Genomic DNA, 16,329 nt, shown 5'->3' with positions numbered 1-16,329 from the left:
GGTACCGAAATCGCTCCAAAATTTGAAGGTAAAATCGATTTCAAAAATGTAACTTTTGGATATAAACCAGATGAAGATGTCTTAAAAAGCATCAATTTATCTGTCGATGAAGGAAAAACCATTGCTATTGTAGGAGCAACTGGAGCAGGAAAATCGACAATAATTAACCTGCTAAATCGTTTTTATGAAATAAAATCAGGTACAATTTCTATCGATAGTAATGATATTACTCATTATACTCTAGATAGTTTGCGCCAACAAATAGCCATTGTTTTACAAGATGTTTTCTTATTTGCCGATACGATTTACTATAATATCACTTTAAATAATCCGGCAATTTCTAAAGAAGAAGTTATCGCTGCAGCAAAAGAAATTGGTGCGCACGAATTTATAATGAGTTTGCCAAACGGATATGATTATAATGTAAAAGAACGTGGCAATATGCTGTCATCAGGACAACGTCAATTAATTGCATTTTTGCGTGCTTATGTGAGTAAACCTAGTATTCTAATTCTTGATGAAGCCACTTCGTCTATCGATGTTTATTTAGAAGAACTCATTCAAAAAGCCACCGAAACGATTACAAAAAACAGAACATCTATAGTAATCGCACATCGTTTAGCAACGATTATAAATGCTGATAAAATTGTAGTTCTTGATAAAGGAATCGTAGTTGAAGAAGGAACACACAATCAACTATTACAAAAGGAAAATGGTTATTATCGAAAATTATATGACTCGCAGTTTGTAGCTCTTGAGGAAATATAAACACGAATTTCATGAATACAATACCATCTTTAAATTAAGCTTAAAAATCAAATCTTGCGAAACGGTTGTTAGCAGTAGTATTTATTTTTAGTCTGTTGGTGATTTTCTATTAAATATTTTCATTTTTTCACGACTAATTTTGGTTGTCATTTTATAATTATCAAGCGGCACTAATATTGGATAATTTGCAAGATTATTTACGTTTTCAAATTTTCCGTTTTTCAAATTATAAATATTGAATGACCAATAATTATGTTTTTTATAACTTTCAAAAGTTTGAGTAATTATTTCGAATTTACCATCATTGTTAAAATCTCTTTCTACTCTATTTATATATTCAATAAAAATATCAGAATATGAAATTTTATCAAAAGTTCCGTTTTTATTTTGAATTAGATAAAATACTTCACAATAATAGTTATAATTTCCGCAACCATAATTTGGAATTAAGAATTTCAAATCCTTCAATCCATCGCTATTTATATCTTCAACATAAACAGAAGTTGGTTCAGTTATTATTGACATCCTTTTTTCTATGATTTTTTGGATTTCTTTGTTTTTTTTATATATTTTTATTTCAGTGTATTCTAAACTATCAAAAACGGTAAGTTTTATAGTTAATGAGTTTAATTTATTGTAAAATTTAGGAATGTAATTTATTCTACTAATGAAGTCTTTTGTTTCAATACTGTCTTCAGTTTTCCAATTTTTATATTCTTTGTATTTAATTGCTGGAAAATTTTCAAATGAATATTGTCCTCTAACAAATAAAGTAAAAAAAAGCAACATTAATATTAGGCAATTTTTTTTCATAATATTTCTTGTAACTAATTGATTTGTGTTATTCGTGTTCTACTTTTGTAATTGATTATACAACTTCACACATTCTACCGCTTCTTTTACATCATGAACTCGGAGAATGTTAGCACCTTTTGTTAATGAAATTATATTTAAAACTGAAGTTCCGTTTAGCGCATTTCCAGGTGTGGTTTCCAACATTTTATAAATCATCGATTTTCTAGAAATTCCAACTAAAATTGGTAATTCTAGTATTTCAAACAATTCTAATTTATTTAATAATTCAAAATTTTGTTCCAAAGTTTTAGCAAAACCAAAACCTGGATCTATAATCAAATCATTAATACCAAAACTTCTAGCTTTGGCTACTTTTTCAGAAAAATAGAGCAACATATCTTTAACCAAATCATCGTAGTTTGTCATTTGACTCATCGTTTGCGGTGTGCCACGCATGTGCATCATAATGTACGGAACTTGTATTTTTGCAATGGTTTCAAACATATTGTCATCAAGACTTCCAGCAGAAATATCATTGATTATTGCTGCACCATTTTCGACAGCGATTTGAGCTACTTTACTATTGAAAGTATCAATAGAAATTATGGTTTCTGGGAAATTTTTCAAAATTAAATCAACTGTCGAAACAACACGTTTTAGTTCTTCATCCACTGAAACAATTGTAGCATTGGGTTTACTAGATTGTCCTCCAACATCAATAAAAGTGGCACCATCTTGTAACATTTTTTCTACTTGAGACAGCATCTTTTCGTCCGAAACAAATCGTCCACCATCATAAAAAGAATCTGGTGTAACATTCAAAATTCCCATTACTTTTGGCAATGATAAATCGATAAGTTGTCCTTTGCAGTTAATTGTCATTTTTGAAAATTGAAATTGTTGTTGCTATTGATATTAAAATTGCCCAAAAAGTTCTATTTTTGAAGAAATTTGATACAAATATAAATTAATAATGAGTAAAACGGCGCAACAATACGACGCAATAATCACAATTTGCCGAGATTTATTTACTAAAAAAATGAAAGATTATGGTTCCGCATGGCGCATTTTACGTTTGCCATCACTTACCGATCAGATATTTATAAAAGCACAACGCATTCGTAGTTTACAAGAAAATGAGGTTCGAAAAGTAGATGAACACGAAAGTTCAGAGTTTATTGGGATTATCAATTATTCGATAATGGCATTAATACAGCTAGACAAAGGAGTTGCCGTACAACCTGATTTATCGGTTGATGAAGCTGTGAGATTGTATGACGAAAAAATAAAATTGACGAAAGAATTGATGGAAAACAAAAATCATGATTATGGTGAAGCTTGGCGAGATATGCGAGTAAGTTCTTTGACCGATTTGATTTTACAAAAAATTCTAAGAGTGAAACAAATTGAAGATAATAAAGGGAAAACACTAGTTTCTGAAGGAATTGATGCTAATTATCAAGATATGATAAATTATGCCGTTTTTGCTTTAATATTAATGGATTTAAAAAAATAACATGTTAGTTCGAGAAGCAAAAATTGAAGATATAAAACAAATTCAAGTTGTACGAAATTCTGTAAAAGAAAACGTTTTATCTAATCCTGATTTAGTAACAGACAAAGATTGCGAAGAATTTTTATTTGAAAGAGGAAAAGGTTGGGTTTGCGAAATAGATAGTCAAATTGTTGGATTTGCAATAGTAGATATAAAAGAAAACAATATTTGGGCATTATTTTTGGACCCTAATTTTGAGAAACAAGGCATTGGAAGAAAATTACACGACACCATGCTTAATTGGTATTTCAGTCAGACGAAAGATAGTGTATGGCTTGGTACGGCTTTCAATACTAGAGCCGAAAGTTTTTACAGAAAATCTGGCTGGAAAGAAATTGGACTTCATGGGACTAAAGAAATTAAATTTGAAATGACTTTTGAAAGTTGGTCTAGTAAATAACAATTCATTAACAAAACTTAAAGCAAGTACACGTTATATTTGTAAAAACATAAAAATGGGAAACAACAAATCATTATTATCTTGGACAATTAGAATTTTAATTTCGATCTTATTTATTGTTTCGGCTGTAGCCAAAATGTATCCATCGCCTTATTTTGCTATTTCAACATTCGAAGTAAAACAGTTGTATCCGCTAGGTTTTTCCGAAATTATTGCACCTTGGTTTTCTAGAATATTAATAGGTATTGAATTAGCCTTAGGAATTCTAATCCTTCAAAATAACTTTTTACGAAAATTAATTATTCCTGTAACTATTTTACTGCTAGCCGTTTTTGTTGGTCATTTATCTTACGTAACTTTTGCAAGCGGCGGAAATTCTGGTAACTGTGGCTGTTTTGGTGAACTAATCCCAATGACACCAATTGAAGCTATTATAAAAAATATAATTGCCATTTTCTTATTGGTTTTCTTAATGTTTTTATTGCCAAAATCAGTTGTTAGTAAAAACAATTTTTGGATAGTTTCAGGCATCACGTTAGCGACTATAATTTCGATATTTTTATTGGCGCCAATAAAAAAAATCACAAACGATTTTACAGTTACTCCAATAGAAAATAATATTTCTGATACAATTCCTACAGGAAATATTACTCCAATTCTTAAAGATTCAGTTATTACTGCTGTAAAAGTTGATTCGGTAAAAAAAGCACTCCCAACAAAAATTGAAGAAGTCATTTCTACAACCGAACCTAAAAAAATTAAATCTGGTTATGCCAAATTATTTCCAAAAATAGATTCTGGTCGAAAAACATTATGCTTTTTTGTTCCTGGTTGCGATCATTGTCGTACAGCAGCAAAAGAATTAACAGAATTAAAACAAAAAAATACTAATTTTCCCGAAATTTTAATTATTTTCATGAATGAAGAAGCCGATTTAATTCCAGCCTTCTTCAAAGAAACTGGAGCTCAATATCCGTATAAAATTATCGAAATTATACCGTTTTGGAATGCATTAGGAACCGGAAAAGATACTCCTGGAGTAAAATATTTATGGAACGGAAATACCTACAAATATTATAACGGAATCACCGATAACAAATTTAATCCTATCGATTACCAAGAACTAATTAACAAACCATTTTCTGAATTAAAAAAATAAATATTTTAAACATTTAAATAAAAAAATATGAAAAAATTAACCCTCTTATTATCAGCTATATTATTGAATATTTCTTGTTCAAATGCTCAAAAAGCAGAATTCTCTAAAGAAGCTTTATCAAACAAATTGGTAAATGTTGATGGAAGCGAAACTAATTTAGCAAACATTATTAAAAAACATGAAGGCAAAACCGTTGTTATAGAAGTTTGGGCTTCATGGTGTAGTGATTGTGTGAAAAACATGCCCAATATTAAAGAGCTTCAAAAATCTTATCCTAAAGTTGATTTTGTATTTCTTTCTTGCGACAAAACACAAGAAGCTTGGGTAAAAGGAATAGAAAAACATGAACTAAATGGCGATCATTATTTAATACCAGATGGCATGAAAGGTGCTTTTGGAAAATCTATCAATTTAGATTGGATTCCTAGATATATTATTATCGACAAAAAAGGAAAAATAGCTTTATATAAAGCCATTGAAACAGATAAAGAGCAAGTAAATACTTTATTAAAAAGCCTAAACTAATGAGAGCTAAAATTGTAGCTGGAAACTGGAAAATGAATAAAAATTCGGAAGAAACCGAAGATTTAATTAATGAGTTAATAGATAAATTACCTACCGATAGTAGTACTAAAATAATTATTGCACCAACTTTTATAAATCTAGCTTCAGCTGTCGATCATACTGAATTTACAAATATTCGTGTCGCGGCACAAAATATGCACCATGCAGAAAATGGCGCTTATACTGGCGAAATTTCGGCTAATATGTTAAAAAGTATTGGTGTAAACACTGTAATTCTTGGACATTCAGAACGCAGAGCAATTTTTCAGGAAAACGATGCTATGATTTCGTTTAAGATTGATACTGCTTTGAAACACGAAATGGCTGTTATTTTTTGTTTTGGAGAAGAATTAAAAGACCGTCAAAACAAACAACATTTTAATATAGTTGAAAACCAATTACGTGACGGATTATTTCATATAGACAAATCGGCATGGACAAATATAATTTTAGCTTACGAACCAGTTTGGGCCATAGGAACTGGAGAAACTGCAAGTCCAGACCAAGCACAAGAAATGCATGAATTTATTAGAGAAACCGTTCGTAAAGTTTTTGGTAGCGATATAGCCGAAGATGTTTCTATTTTATATGGAGGAAGTGTAAAACCAGATAATGCCAAAGAAATTTTCTCTAAACCAGATGTTGATGGTGGATTAATAGGTGGAGCCGCATTAAAAGCTGATGATTTTGTAGCGATTGTTAATGCGATTTAATAAAAAAAGCTCATTAGAAAAATTCCTAATGAGCTTCTAACCAAACATAAAACAAACAAAACTAAAATTTATAAGTGATTTTCCATTTTAAATAAACAGGTACTTCTTTATTAATATTTATTCTATTAAAATTAACACTACCATTACCTCTTAAATTATCAAAATTAAAACTAGGCTCATCCGCATAAATATTAAAAAAATTTCGCATTGATAATCTAAAATAAAACCTATTATAATTGTATATTATTTTAATATCCGATGACAGATAATCTGCTGCCGTTTCTAAAAAACTATATTCTACTACATTTTTTACTATTATATTATGATGATTCATCTTTATTTCTCTTGAATACTGAGAAAATCCTCTAATTGTGAAACTAAGTAATAAAAATATTAATACCTTTTTCATAATATATTAAAACCTATAAGTCAATTTAGCTTTAATGAACAATGGCGCTCCTGGTGTAAAATGTATTTCTTCAACACTCACTGTTTCATTTTGCAATTGACTTTCCGTTGCAAACTGGGTTTCATTCCATTTTGTATTGAAAATATTTTCTGCCGAAATTCCAAAAGTTACATTTCTGTATTCATAATTTACATTCAAATCTGAAATCACATATCCTTTTGCTTCGATTGAATTGTCTTCATTGGCTGGACGAGATTTTAGATATCTATAATGAAATCCTCCTGAGAAACCTTTGTATTTATTAACACTCAATCCTCCTGTCGATGTAAAATCGGGCGCCAACGGGATATAATCTAGCCCTTTTGGTGCATCAATACTTCTGGCATAAGTATAATTAACATCAGTATCAAAAAACAAATAATTAGATAACTGATAACGCAAACCAAAATCGAAACCAATTCGTTTTGTTCTTCCAGAAATTTCGACCGTTGCAGCATCTCCAACATATACTAATTCTTCTTGCAAGTTTAGCATGCAAATAGCTGAATTTACCAATAATTTAGGAAATGGTTTAGCTATAATTCCTAAATCAGAGCCAAAAGCTGTTGGCAAAATTTGTTTTCCTGAATTAGCAACCACCACTCGAGTATCGTTAGAATGAAATCCAAATCCAGATTTCAAGTAAAACTGTAAATTATTATTTTGAGTAAAAATAAAATTCATTTTTGGTGAAAATTTAGCTTTATTTTCAGTTTCAGTTTTATAATTTGTTGCCAATTTATTTTGATAATCAAACTTAAAATAATCGAATCTTATCGCTGGATTTATCTTCAGTTTCCCGAAATCGAATTCAGAATTCAGGTAAGAAAAAATATTGGTTTGGTCTATATCTCCTAATTTCAAATTATTCAAAGTTGTGTAACGCCCAACTGTATGAGATAATTCAGTGTTTTTTGTAGCATCATTTCTGAAACCAAAACCCAATTGAAAATTAGAATTTTCTAGTTTTTTATTCAATTCCGTATTTAGACCAAAAATATCTCTATTCTCTTTTTGGCGTATTTGATCTCCATTTATTGGATCTTCTAAGAAGAATGTAAAATTAGAATACAACTCAAAATTATATTTTGAATAAAAAGCATTTGCTTTTAGCAACGTATTTTCATCTATCGGTTTTGATATCGAAACATTAAAATTTGTTCTCGAAGTTTTTCCGCCTTCAGTATCATCAACAGCACCAAATCTTGAAATTAATCCTGAATCAATCAACCTTTGCGGAATTTGTCCAGAAGCATCCCATTTACTGGTAAAATGAGAAGCATTAATAGAGAATTTACTGTTATCGGCAAAAACTGATGTATATTTTGTAAATAAATTAATACGTTTAAAATTTTGTGGTGAGTCGAACGCACCGTCGGTCATGATATATTCTGTTGCTAAATAAGCATTCTGATTTTTCTGCTTTTCTAATAAATTAAAAAGTCCGACCGTTTTGAATGTGTTAAATTGTCCTGCTTCAACACTTATCATATTCTTCTCTATTTTTTCTTTTGTTAAAAACGAAACATAGCCTGCCGTTGCAAAATCTCCTTTATTGGCATAATAAGTTCCTTTTCCAAAATCTATTTTTTCGACCGTTTCTGGAATCACAAAATGCAAATCGGCATAGCCTTGACCGTGAGCATGAGAAACCATATTTACTGGAATTCCATCTACTGAAACGGCAATATCTGTTCCGTGATCTATGTCGAAACCACGCAAAAACATTTGTTCTGCTTTTCCGCCACCAGCATGCTGACCAATGAATAAACCTGGTACTTTTCGCAGAATTTCTTGCGAAGAATTTACTGGCGTAGTTTGCAAATCTATTTTAGAAATCACATTCATCGCATTTAACCTTGACTGAATAACAACTTGGTCAAGACTAAATGAATCGTCTTCTAAAACTATCGAAATCTCGTTTGAAACAATTGTATATTCTAACTTTTTAAATCCCAAAGCTGTAATAATTAGTACATCTGAAATATTAGTTTTATCGATATTAAAATTTCCAAATTCATCGGTATGTGCATGATATTTAGAATTTATATTTAATAAATATGCGTTCTCAACAGGATTTCCTAATGAATCAATTACTATACCTTTTTGCATTTGTGCAAAACTTGAAAATGTAATGAATGAAATTAAGATTGCAAAAAGTGAGTTCATTACAAATTATTTATTTTTTGTTCAAAAACTGGACCTAATTCATACAAACTAGATTGCAATTCTTTTTTTATAGGAGTTACTTTAGATAATAAATTATTGGCTTTATAAATAGTTGCTAAATGATAATTTAATTTTGGTTCAAAAGATTTACCAACCACATACTTTTCTTCAATTTCTAACGCTTTTTTGGTATCGCCAAGATTATAATAAGACCAAGCTAGTAAATCATAAGAATCCGGAGTTGGACGATGTTCAACTTCTATTTTTGCAATTTCTAATGCTTTTGATGCTGTAGCTTTATCATCTGCATAAATTAAAGTATTGTATTTGTTATACATCGCTCCATAATTATAATCTGTTAGCATTTTAAAATAAGAACTTAAATTTTGTTTTTTGCCAGCTGTATTTTTCTCATATTCTGCAATTTGAGATTTTAATAAATAAAAATCAGGCGAATTGTGTTTTTTAGAAACCACATCGATAATTCGTTTGGCTTCGGTTGTGTTTTTTTCATGAGAAAAAGCAATCCAAGCAATCCCTTTTAACGCATAGGAATTATTAGGCTCTACGGCTAATGTTTTTAAGTAATAATCATAAGAAGTTTTAATATTTCCTGCATGGCCGTTTAGATCTCCAAGATTAGAAAATGTCCATATTTTCAATGCTATATTGTCATTTTTAACAGCAACTTCTTTGGCTTTTTCCATAAATGAAATAGCTGTTTTTAAATCTCCTAAATGATCATTCCATTTCGAAATTCTAATTAAATAATCAAAATCTTTCATATCAGTTAAAGCATTTAGGTTTTTCTGAGCTTCAGTATAATTCCCCAATTCCATATTTACATCAAAAAGTAATTTCTGAGTTTCCTTCATTCCTTCTCCAATTGCCAAAGCTTTGTTTGCCAATACTAAAGCTTCTTTGAAACGATGTTGTGAAATATAATTTCTACCCAAAGAACGAATGGTTCCTACATAAGCATATTTGAAAGTTTCGTTCGATTTTAACAATAATTCTTCGGTTTTGTACAAATCATTAATATTTCCAGTTATTTCAAATAATTTCGCATAATTTGAAGCTATTTGAGATAAATAGGTAATTTGATTTGGAGCTGCATCGAATTTTTTTTGCCAAAAATCTATTTCAGACTTTGCAAAATCTAACGATTTGTTTTCTTTCATTTCTAGAAAGACATTATAATCTTTTGGGTTGGTAACTTGATTTGAATTTTTTTCGCAACTTATCATTACTAAAGTGGCAAAAAACAGCATTAATAAATTAAATGTTTTCATTACGTTTGTTTTTGTTTGTTATGTTATGTTTTGAAAAAAAATTAGAGCGTATAATTTTTATACGCTCTAATTATAAATAATTTACCAAGCAGAAGCTAAGTAAGGAAATGAGGCAGAAAAGGTTTTATCGTTTGCATTTACGTGATCTGAAGTAAGTGCTGCATTTGACGTTCCAGATGGACCACCAAAAATAAGAAGTAATTCAGTATCAATAACATCATCGGCAAGAGCACGACCAGTCAATACATTTGTACCATCAAAAAATGTAGTTGTTCCAGTTTTTTTAACACCTAAAACGTCTGTAGCTAATAATCCTGTAAACTGAGCTGCTGTTTGACCCAAAGCATTTGTTGTATATCCAGAATTTAAAGCCAATAATCTTGACTGAAAAATAGATTGATAATTCGCACCCATCGTTGAAGGAATTGCAGCATTAAAAGCATCTTTAGGAGCTCCAGAGGCAATAAAAACAGTATTTATTGCTGGTCTAGCCATTTGATCTTTTTGAACATAAGTTCCCGAGAAATCAGTTTCTGGTGTAACAGGAGCAACTGATTCGTCATCATTATTACAACTTGTAAACATTGCTATTCCTACAAATGACAATGCTATAATTTTAAATTTATTTGTCTTCATCTTTTTACTTTTATTAAAAATTAAATTATTGTTTTTGTTTAGTCTCAGCCCAAACATTGATAGTTGCAGAAGTTCCTAACATAGATTTTGGTACTTCAACAATTGTAGCTAAAACATTTGTTCCTGCAAAAGTATCCGTTCCAGGATTGTTAAATCCAGTTGCTGTTCCTCCAAGAATAGCTTTAAACTGATTCAAATCGAAAAAGAATGGATCATCTCTTGGTCCTGCAAAAAATTTCATTCCGTTTGAAGTTGAAGTAATTGGTGTTCCTCCATAAGTAGAAATATCTACACTTCCTGAGGCTCCTGCCGTTTTTACAGTACTTGTTGTTCCAGTTGTCCCTGGTGCAATTGGTCCAAAAAAGTACATTTTACCACCTCTCTTAATTGCTTGAATAACTAGGTCTTCTACATTGTCACCTGTGTTGTCAATGTTAATCTCTGTCATTACATTTTCGTTGAAAGCTGCTGTTGCTGATGCACCAGGACTTAACAATCCTTGGGTGTTAACTACAAACACCATATTGTTTGTGTCTTGTCCTTGAAAAGCATACACATCTGTAATGTCATTTGCATTACCCGTTACCGCTGGAGCATCTGCGTGGTCAGCAGCAATTAAGATTAGACCCGAAATCGCAACAAACGATAGACCTAATAACATTTTTGTTTTTTTCATTGTTTTAAATTTTTTAATGATTATAAATTGATTTACGGAGAATAGTTATTTATGGTTTTAAAAAAAGTAATATTTTTTCAAAATTAATTACAACTACTTGATTATTAGTTATTTAATTATTTAATTATTTTTAAAATAAATTCAAACCAAGTATTAATTATCATATTAAATAAAGATTACATAGATTTGTGTTAACCAAAAAACAATTTTATGTCACAAGAGGAAGTTTTAGTATTAATAAAAGAAAAAGACAGTCGTGCTTATACCATATTATATGATATGTATTCTAAAAGTCTTTTTGCAGTGATTATCAATTTGGTAAAAGACCGAGAAGAATCAGAAGATGTCTTACAAGAAGTTTTCGTGAAAATTTGGAAAAATATAGATTCATATAATGAGAGCAAAGGTCGTTTTTATACTTGGGCACTTAATATTGCTCGAAATACGAGTATCGATAAAATGCGTTCTAAAAACTTTAACAATAGTAAAAAAAACCTATCGTCCGATAATTTCGTACATCTATTAGATGACAGTAATAAATTAATTAATAAGATTGATACTATTGGAATTCAAGAATTTGTAAAGAAGCTAAAGCCAAAGTGTATTGCCATAATAGATTTATTATTCTTTAAAGGTTACACACAGCAAGAAGCTTCGGAAGAATTGGAGATACCATTAGGAACTGTAAAAACACAAAATAGAAATTGTATTAACGATTTAAGAAATTTTCTACACGTATAATTATGGATATAAAAGAATATATAGAATCAGGAACATTAGAACTCTACGTTTACGGTTTACTCAACGAAACCGAAAATTTGGAAGTTGCACAAATGGCGAAAAAACACAAAGAAATTGATGATGAAATTGTTTCTATAGAAAAGGCAATAGTAAATCTTTCAACTAGTTTTTCACCTTTTTTATCGGTCGAAAATTTTGCTAAAATAAAATCTAAATTAGATATAAAACACACGAAAGTAATCGATTTAAAACCGACAAATAATCGTTTCAATTATATTGGTTGGGCTGCGGCAGCAATATTCCTTTTAGGAATTGGTTTGCAATACAATCAACAAGTTACTTTTAAAAATAATATTGTTGCTCTCGAAAAAGAGAAAACAAAATTAAACGATGTCTTGATTTCAAATGAAAACAGAAACGACAAAACTAAAAAAGCATTAGCAGTAATTCGCGATTCTAAAAATACTGTAATTAGCCTCGCGGGACAAACTGTTGCGCCAACGGCATCGGCAAAAGTATATTGGAACAAAGAAACACAAGTAGTATATATAGATGCTTCGGGCTTACCAGAACCACCAGAAGGGATGGTTTATCAAGTTTGGTCGCTTAAACTAAAACCAGAACTAACACCTACAAGTATCGGATTATTGTCTGACTTTACAGCAGAAAACAATAAAATTTTTGCTGTAAGTAAAACTGGAAACGCTGAAGCTTTTGGAATTACACTAGAACCGGCTGGCGGAAGCAAATCGCCTACCATGGATCAATTATATACTTTAGGAGTAGTTTAAAATCTCCATGTATTTATAAAAAGTAAAACCACTCAAGACGAGTGGTTTTACTTTTTTATATATTTAACCAAAGCCAAAATGTACAGAAATAAAGCTGCAAAAAGACAACCCATTTCGAAGCCTAAATTCTCTTTTGCAGTTCTAGCCAAAAGCATAAAAACAGTTCCGAAAATAAATAAGTGCAATGGTTTGAGATTATTATAATATTCTTTCATATTTTATTTAAAAAAAGAGTCTACAAATTCGTATTTGTTAAAAACCTGCAAATCGTTTATACCTTCTCCTACTCCAATATATTTTACAGGAATCTTAAATTGGTCTGAAATTCCTATTACAACGCCACCTTTTGCTGTTCCGTCTAGTTTTGTAACAGCTAGACAAGTGACTTCAGTTGCTGCAGTAAATTGTTTGGCTTGCTCAAAGGCATTCTGACCAGTAGAACCGTCAAGAACCAACATTACATCGTGTGGCGCCTCTGGAATTACTTTTTCCATAACACGTTTTATTTTGGTTAGTTCGTTCATTAAACCTACTTTATTATGCAAACGACCAGCAGTATCTATAATAACGACATCAGCGTTTTGAGCTACAGCACTTTGCAAAGTATCGAAAGCTACTGATGCTGGATCACTTCCCATTTGTTGTCTTACTATGGGAACTCCTACTCTATCAGCCCAAATTTGCAATTGATCGATGGCGGCAGCTCTAAAAGTATCACCAGCTCCAAGAACTACACTATAACCTGATTTTTTGAACTGATTGGCTAATTTTCCAATTGTAGTTGTTTTCCCTACTCCATTTACGCCCACTACCATAATCACGTAAGGTTTTTTATCTTTTGGAATTTCAAATTCAGAGGCTTCGCCTGAGTTGGTTTCGGATAAAAGCCCTGCTATTTCTTCTCGAAGTATTTTGTTGAGTTCGTCTGTTCCTAGATATTTGTCGTTAGAAACACGAGCCTCGATTCGTTGAATGATTTTTAGGGTGGTATTTACTCCTACGTCTGATGATACGAGAATTTCTTCTAGATTATCTAGAACATCATCATCGACTTTAGATTTTCCGGCTACGGCTTTTGTGAGTTTTGATAAAAAAGAGGTGCTAGATTTTTCTAGTCCTTTGTCTAGATCTTCTTTTTTTTCTGAGGAGAATATTTTTTTAAAAAAATTCATTTGGTTTGGTTTTTTAGATAATTAGATTTTTAGATAACTATCTAAAAACCCAAAATTTAATAGAAGCATACAACTGTCGTTTAGACTCTCGTCTTTAATGACGAGACAGAAAAATGGTTTAATAAATTCGAAAATGCTTTGCTTCTAAAAAATTTACGCACAAATATAAAATAAAAAAGCTACTTCCGAAAGAAAGTAGCTTTAGTATATTGTTATGTTAGATTATTTCTTTTTTAAGAATGTATCTACTTCTTCTGGTGTCATAATTGCTTCAACAAAAGTGTAAGCCCCAGTTGTAGGAGATTTCACCATTTTGATTGCTTTAGATAATCTCTTAGAAGCTGTTTGTAAAGTTGCTACGGTTTTCTTTGCCATGACTTATATTATTTAATTTCTTTATGAACAGTTACTCTTTTCAATACTGGATTGAATTTTTTGATCTCCAAACGATCTGGAGTATTCTTTTTGTTTTTAGTTGTAATGTAACGTGAAGTTCCAGCTACGCCAGAAGCTTTGTGCTCAGTACATTCTAAAATTACTTGTATTCTATTACCTTTCTTTGCCATCTTGCTATATAGTTTTTAGGACCGGATTATTTTATAAATCCTTCTGACTGCGCTTTTTTCAAAACTGCAGAAATTCCGTTTTTGTTAATCGTTTTGATTGTAGAAGCTGCTACTCTTAGAGTAATCCATCTGTCTTCTTCAGGAAGGTAAAAACGCTTTTTAATCAAGTTCACAGAGAATTTTCTCTTTGTCTTGTTCATTGCGTGAGAAACGTTATTTCCTACCATCGCTCTTTTACCAGTAAGGTCACAAATTCTTGACATTATATTATCTTTTATCGTTATTCAAAATTCAGAGTGCAAAAGAACGAAAAATAAATGGTTGTAGCAAATTATTTTTAGTAGTTTTTTAAAATTTCTTTATAAATTATTTCTAAAGCTTGATTTACGGTTCTATCTATCACTTTCTCACGTGGTTGGCCAAAATTAAATTTTTCAGAAAAAATACCTTTTGACGTGGCGATTGCGATAAAAACAGTTCCAACTTCTGCATTTGAATCACCTATGTTTGGTCCAGCATTTCCGGTTGTGGCAATTGCAAAATCTGTTTTAAACATTTTTTGAGATTGTAAAGCCATTGCTTCTGCAACTTGTTTACTTACTACCGAAAATTCATTAATTACTTCTTGCGAAATACCCAAAACACCCACTTTAGTTTCGGTTGCATAACTTACAATGCTTCCTTTGAAATAATTTGACGAACCCGAAACTGATGTTAATTTTGAAGCAATTTTTCCGCCTGTACAACTTTCGGCAGTAGAAATGGTCAATCTTTTATCAGTTAACAACTTCCCTAAAACTACTTCGATGGTTTCGTCTTCTTCGAAACCAACAATACAATCGGAAATTAATAATTGTAATTTTTCGACTTGTGTCTTGATTTCGTTTTGCAATAAACTTTCATTCGTTCCTCGAGCAGACAATCTTAATCTTACTCGTCCCGGACTTGGCAAATAAGCTAATTTGATGATTTCAGGTAAATTGTCTTCCCAAGTTTCTATCCGTTCAGCAAGTAAACTTTCACCAACTCCATAAGTTAAAATAGTTTTGTGAATAATAAACGGTCGTTCATATTTTGAAATTAATTTTGGAATCACCTCATTTTCCATCAAATATTTCATCTCGTAAGGAACGCCTGGCAAGGAAATAAAAACTGTATTTTCATTTTGTAACCACATTCCAGGTGCGGTTCCTACAAGATTAAAAAGCACTTCGCATTTTGAAGGCACAAGTGCTTGATCTTGATTGAGTTTTGTAATTGGTCGTTTAAAATATTGCTCTATAAGCTTTGTAACGTGAACTAATACTTTTTGATCAAATATTAATTCATCATCAAAATATTCACAGAGTGTTTTCTTAGTAATATCATCTTTTGTTGGACCTAAACCACCAGTTATAATAACAACATCGACGTTGTTTTGTAAAGATGAAAGTGTCTTTAGAATATGCTGCTTATCATCTGATATTGAATGCATTTCGCATACACCAATTCCAATTTTATCTAAAAATTTGGCTATTACGCCTGAATTTGTATCGACAATTTGTCCAATAAGGATTTCATCGCCAACTGTTACTATTGCTGCTTTCATTCTATATTTGTGAGTTTGTCTTTAAGATTTAAAAAAGTCATAAAAAACAATAAGTATCATTATTAATAGTACTATTATAAAAAATTTAAAATATAAATATCGTATCTTTTTTTCTAATGAATAATCGATTAAACCAATTGTTTCAGTTCCTGCAATAATTTGAGTTTCTTTTAGTAAAGAATCCATTTTAATTTTATCTCTATCTAATGAAAAATAACTTATATCAGTAAATATTGAAGGTTGATTTTCTAAATCTACATAAAAATCAATTCCGTTTTTTATTAACTCAATTTCAA

General features: G+C 30.6%; 22 protein-coding genes. 8 read left to right on the top strand and 14 right to left on the bottom strand.

Annotated features, from left to right (window positions below):
• A partial coding sequence (locus ACH2BP_RS03495) for an ABC transporter ATP-binding protein (RefSeq protein WP_395057048.1) occupies nt 1-768 on the top strand: 768 nt, incomplete at its 5' end.
• An 87-nt stretch (nt 769-855) separates the two neighbouring features.
• Here ACH2BP_RS03495 and ACH2BP_RS03490 read toward each other — a convergent pair.
• Both ACH2BP_RS03490 and folP read right to left on the bottom strand, forming a co-directional pair.
• Nucleotides 856-1,581, bottom strand: a complete 726-nt coding sequence (locus ACH2BP_RS03490) for a hypothetical protein (RefSeq protein WP_395057046.1) — start codon at nt 1,579-1,581, stop codon at nt 856-858.
• Nucleotides 1,582-1,620: 39 nt separating this feature from the next.
• Entirely contained in the window at nt 1,621-2,445 is an 825-nt protein-coding gene (folP, locus tag ACH2BP_RS03485) for a dihydropteroate synthase (RefSeq protein WP_395057044.1), read from the bottom strand.
• Nucleotides 2,446-2,536: 91 nt separating this feature from the next.
• On the opposite strand from folP, the gene ACH2BP_RS03480 reads away from it, so the two are divergent.
• From ACH2BP_RS03480 to tpiA, 5 genes are read left to right on the top strand one after another with little or no spacing between them, the layout of a single operon-like run.
• Nucleotides 2,537-3,079 carry a DUF1599 domain-containing protein gene (locus tag ACH2BP_RS03480; RefSeq protein WP_395057042.1) on the top strand — a complete coding sequence of 181 codons (543 nt, stop codon included), beginning with the start codon at nt 2,537-2,539 and terminating at the stop codon, nt 3,077-3,079.
• A 1-nt stretch (nt 3,080) separates the two neighbouring features.
• Complete coding sequence (locus tag ACH2BP_RS03475) at nt 3,081-3,518, top strand: GNAT family N-acetyltransferase (RefSeq protein ID WP_395057040.1); 438 nt, start codon at nt 3,081-3,083, stop codon at nt 3,516-3,518.
• Between the two features lie 55 nt (nt 3,519-3,573).
• Nucleotides 3,574-4,677, top strand: a complete 1,104-nt coding sequence (locus ACH2BP_RS03470; protein WP_395057038.1) for a MauE/DoxX family redox-associated membrane protein — start codon at nt 3,574-3,576, stop codon at nt 4,675-4,677.
• A 27-nt stretch (nt 4,678-4,704) separates the two neighbouring features.
• Nucleotides 4,705-5,202 carry a TlpA family protein disulfide reductase gene (locus ACH2BP_RS03465; protein WP_395057036.1) on the top strand — a complete coding sequence of 166 codons (498 nt, stop codon included), beginning with the start codon at nt 4,705-4,707 and terminating at the stop codon, nt 5,200-5,202.
• On the top strand, nt 5,202-5,954 hold the full coding sequence (tpiA, locus tag ACH2BP_RS03460) for a triose-phosphate isomerase (RefSeq protein ID WP_395057034.1): 753 nt from the start codon (nt 5,202-5,204) through the stop codon (nt 5,952-5,954). Before ACH2BP_RS03465 ends, tpiA begins: the two co-directional genes overlap by 1 nt.
• A 61-nt stretch (nt 5,955-6,015) precedes the next feature.
• Here the strand turns inward: tpiA and ACH2BP_RS03455 are convergent, their stop codons facing one another.
• The 5 genes from ACH2BP_RS03455 to ACH2BP_RS03435 all read right to left on the bottom strand — a co-directional run bounded on the left by ACH2BP_RS03455 (nt 6,016) and on the right by ACH2BP_RS03435 (nt 11,175).
• Entirely contained in the window at nt 6,016-6,363 is a 348-nt protein-coding gene (locus ACH2BP_RS03455; protein WP_395057032.1) for a hypothetical protein, read from the bottom strand.
• A gap of 6 nt (nt 6,364-6,369) precedes the next feature.
• Nucleotides 6,370-8,571 (bottom strand): TonB-dependent receptor, encoded by a 2,202-nt coding sequence (locus ACH2BP_RS03450; RefSeq protein ID WP_395057030.1) that lies wholly within the window; start codon nt 8,569-8,571, stop codon nt 6,370-6,372.
• A complete protein-coding gene (locus ACH2BP_RS03445; RefSeq protein WP_395057028.1) occupies nt 8,571-9,863 on the bottom strand; it encodes a hypothetical protein in 1,293 nt (430 codons plus the stop codon). The genes ACH2BP_RS03450 and ACH2BP_RS03445 overlap by 1 nt, the downstream gene beginning before the upstream one ends.
• An 81-nt stretch (nt 9,864-9,944) precedes the next feature.
• Nucleotides 9,945-10,499 (bottom strand): DUF4331 family protein, encoded by a 555-nt coding sequence (locus tag ACH2BP_RS03440; RefSeq protein ID WP_395057026.1) that lies wholly within the window; start codon nt 10,497-10,499, stop codon nt 9,945-9,947.
• A 25-nt stretch (nt 10,500-10,524) separates the two neighbouring features.
• The gene (locus ACH2BP_RS03435) at nt 10,525-11,175 is read right to left on the bottom strand and encodes a DUF4331 family protein (RefSeq protein WP_395057024.1); all 651 of its coding nucleotides are present in this window, start codon (nt 11,173-11,175) and stop codon (nt 10,525-10,527) included.
• Between the two features lie 210 nt (nt 11,176-11,385).
• On the opposite strand from ACH2BP_RS03435, the gene ACH2BP_RS03430 reads away from it, so the two are divergent.
• Nucleotides 11,386-11,916, top strand: coding sequence for an RNA polymerase sigma factor (locus tag ACH2BP_RS03430; RefSeq protein ID WP_091472950.1), 531 nt, complete (start codon nt 11,386-11,388; stop codon nt 11,914-11,916).
• Between the two features lie 2 nt (nt 11,917-11,918).
• The gene (locus tag ACH2BP_RS03425) at nt 11,919-12,707 is read left to right on the top strand and encodes an anti-sigma factor domain-containing protein (RefSeq protein WP_395057021.1); all 789 of its coding nucleotides are present in this window, start codon (nt 11,919-11,921) and stop codon (nt 12,705-12,707) included.
• A gap of 47 nt (nt 12,708-12,754) precedes the next feature.
• Here ACH2BP_RS03425 and ACH2BP_RS03420 read toward each other — a convergent pair whose 3' ends face one another.
• The 7 genes from ACH2BP_RS03420 to ACH2BP_RS03390 form a co-directional block, all read right to left on the bottom strand.
• Nucleotides 12,755-12,922, bottom strand: a complete 168-nt coding sequence (locus ACH2BP_RS03420) for a hypothetical protein (protein ID WP_395057019.1) — start codon at nt 12,920-12,922, stop codon at nt 12,755-12,757.
• A gap of 3 nt (nt 12,923-12,925) precedes the next feature.
• Nucleotides 12,926-13,879, bottom strand: a complete 954-nt coding sequence (gene ftsY / locus ACH2BP_RS03415; RefSeq protein WP_395057017.1) for a signal recognition particle-docking protein FtsY — start codon at nt 13,877-13,879, stop codon at nt 12,926-12,928.
• Between the two features lie 222 nt (nt 13,880-14,101).
• Nucleotides 14,102-14,254: a DUF4295 domain-containing protein gene (locus tag ACH2BP_RS03410; RefSeq protein WP_091472961.1), complete on the bottom strand. Its 153-nt coding sequence runs from the start codon at nt 14,252-14,254 to the stop codon at nt 14,102-14,104.
• An 8-nt stretch (nt 14,255-14,262) separates the two neighbouring features.
• On the bottom strand, nt 14,263-14,445 hold the full coding sequence (gene rpmG, locus ACH2BP_RS03405; protein ID WP_011963553.1) for a 50S ribosomal protein L33: 183 nt from the start codon (nt 14,443-14,445) through the stop codon (nt 14,263-14,265).
• A gap of 26 nt (nt 14,446-14,471) precedes the next feature.
• Nucleotides 14,472-14,708: a 50S ribosomal protein L28 gene (gene rpmB / locus ACH2BP_RS03400; RefSeq protein ID WP_091472963.1), complete on the bottom strand. Its 237-nt coding sequence runs from the start codon at nt 14,706-14,708 to the stop codon at nt 14,472-14,474.
• Nucleotides 14,709-14,782: 74 nt separating this feature from the next.
• On the bottom strand, nt 14,783-16,033 hold the full coding sequence (locus tag ACH2BP_RS03395; protein WP_395057015.1) for a CinA family nicotinamide mononucleotide deamidase-related protein: 1,251 nt from the start codon (nt 16,031-16,033) through the stop codon (nt 14,783-14,785).
• Between the two features lie 21 nt (nt 16,034-16,054).
• Nucleotides 16,055-16,329, bottom strand: a 275-nt coding sequence (locus tag ACH2BP_RS03390; protein WP_395057013.1) for a hypothetical protein, incomplete at its 5' end; no start/stop codon positions are given.

Origin of the sequence: Flavobacterium sp., from assembly GCF_043756175.1 — a bacterium.
Taxonomy (GTDB): Bacteria; Bacteroidota; Bacteroidia; order Flavobacteriales; family Flavobacteriaceae; genus Flavobacterium.
This window is presented reverse-complemented; position numbering and strand designations above follow the sequence as displayed.

What these genes read in the sequence shown, in the direction of transcription:
- ACH2BP_RS03490 (WP_395057046.1), bottom strand. Translation starts at nt 1,581, where the DNA reads ATGAAAAAAAATTGCCTAATATTAATGTTGCTTTTTTTTACTTTATTT.
- folP (WP_395057044.1), bottom strand. Translation starts at nt 2,445, where the DNA reads ATGACAATTAACTGCAAAGGACAACTTATCGATTTATCATTGCCAAAA.
- ACH2BP_RS03480 (WP_395057042.1), top strand. Translation starts at nt 2,537, where the DNA reads ATGAGTAAAACGGCGCAACAATACGACGCAATAATCACAATTTGCCGA.
- ACH2BP_RS03475 (WP_395057040.1), top strand. Translation starts at nt 3,081, where the DNA reads ATGTTAGTTCGAGAAGCAAAAATTGAAGATATAAAACAAATTCAAGTT.
- ACH2BP_RS03470 (WP_395057038.1), top strand. Translation starts at nt 3,574, where the DNA reads ATGGGAAACAACAAATCATTATTATCTTGGACAATTAGAATTTTAATT.
- ACH2BP_RS03465 (WP_395057036.1), top strand. Translation starts at nt 4,705, where the DNA reads ATGAAAAAATTAACCCTCTTATTATCAGCTATATTATTGAATATTTCT.
- tpiA (WP_395057034.1), top strand. Translation starts at nt 5,202, where the DNA reads ATGAGAGCTAAAATTGTAGCTGGAAACTGGAAAATGAATAAAAATTCG.
- ACH2BP_RS03455 (WP_395057032.1), bottom strand. Translation starts at nt 6,363, where the DNA reads ATGAAAAAGGTATTAATATTTTTATTACTTAGTTTCACAATTAGAGGA.
- ACH2BP_RS03450 (WP_395057030.1), bottom strand. Translation starts at nt 8,571, where the DNA reads ATGAACTCACTTTTTGCAATCTTAATTTCATTCATTACATTTTCAAGT.
- ACH2BP_RS03445 (WP_395057028.1), bottom strand. Translation starts at nt 9,863, where the DNA reads ATGAAAACATTTAATTTATTAATGCTGTTTTTTGCCACTTTAGTAATG.
- ACH2BP_RS03440 (WP_395057026.1), bottom strand. Translation starts at nt 10,499, where the DNA reads ATGAAGACAAATAAATTTAAAATTATAGCATTGTCATTTGTAGGAATA.
- ACH2BP_RS03435 (WP_395057024.1), bottom strand. Translation starts at nt 11,175, where the DNA reads ATGAAAAAAACAAAAATGTTATTAGGTCTATCGTTTGTTGCGATTTCG.
- ACH2BP_RS03430 (WP_091472950.1), top strand. Translation starts at nt 11,386, where the DNA reads ATGTCACAAGAGGAAGTTTTAGTATTAATAAAAGAAAAAGACAGTCGT.
- ACH2BP_RS03425 (WP_395057021.1), top strand. Translation starts at nt 11,919, where the DNA reads ATGGATATAAAAGAATATATAGAATCAGGAACATTAGAACTCTACGTT.
- ACH2BP_RS03420 (WP_395057019.1), bottom strand. Translation starts at nt 12,922, where the DNA reads ATGAAAGAATATTATAATAATCTCAAACCATTGCACTTATTTATTTTC.
- ftsY (WP_395057017.1), bottom strand. Translation starts at nt 13,879, where the DNA reads ATGAATTTTTTTAAAAAAATATTCTCCTCAGAAAAAAAAGAAGATCTA.
- ACH2BP_RS03410 (WP_091472961.1), bottom strand. Translation starts at nt 14,254, where the DNA reads ATGGCAAAGAAAACCGTAGCAACTTTACAAACAGCTTCTAAGAGATTA.
- rpmG (WP_011963553.1), bottom strand. Translation starts at nt 14,445, where the DNA reads ATGGCAAAGAAAGGTAATAGAATACAAGTAATTTTAGAATGTACTGAG.
- rpmB (WP_091472963.1), bottom strand. Translation starts at nt 14,708, where the DNA reads ATGTCAAGAATTTGTGACCTTACTGGTAAAAGAGCGATGGTAGGAAAT.
- ACH2BP_RS03395 (WP_395057015.1), bottom strand. Translation starts at nt 16,033, where the DNA reads ATGAAAGCAGCAATAGTAACAGTTGGCGATGAAATCCTTATTGGACAA.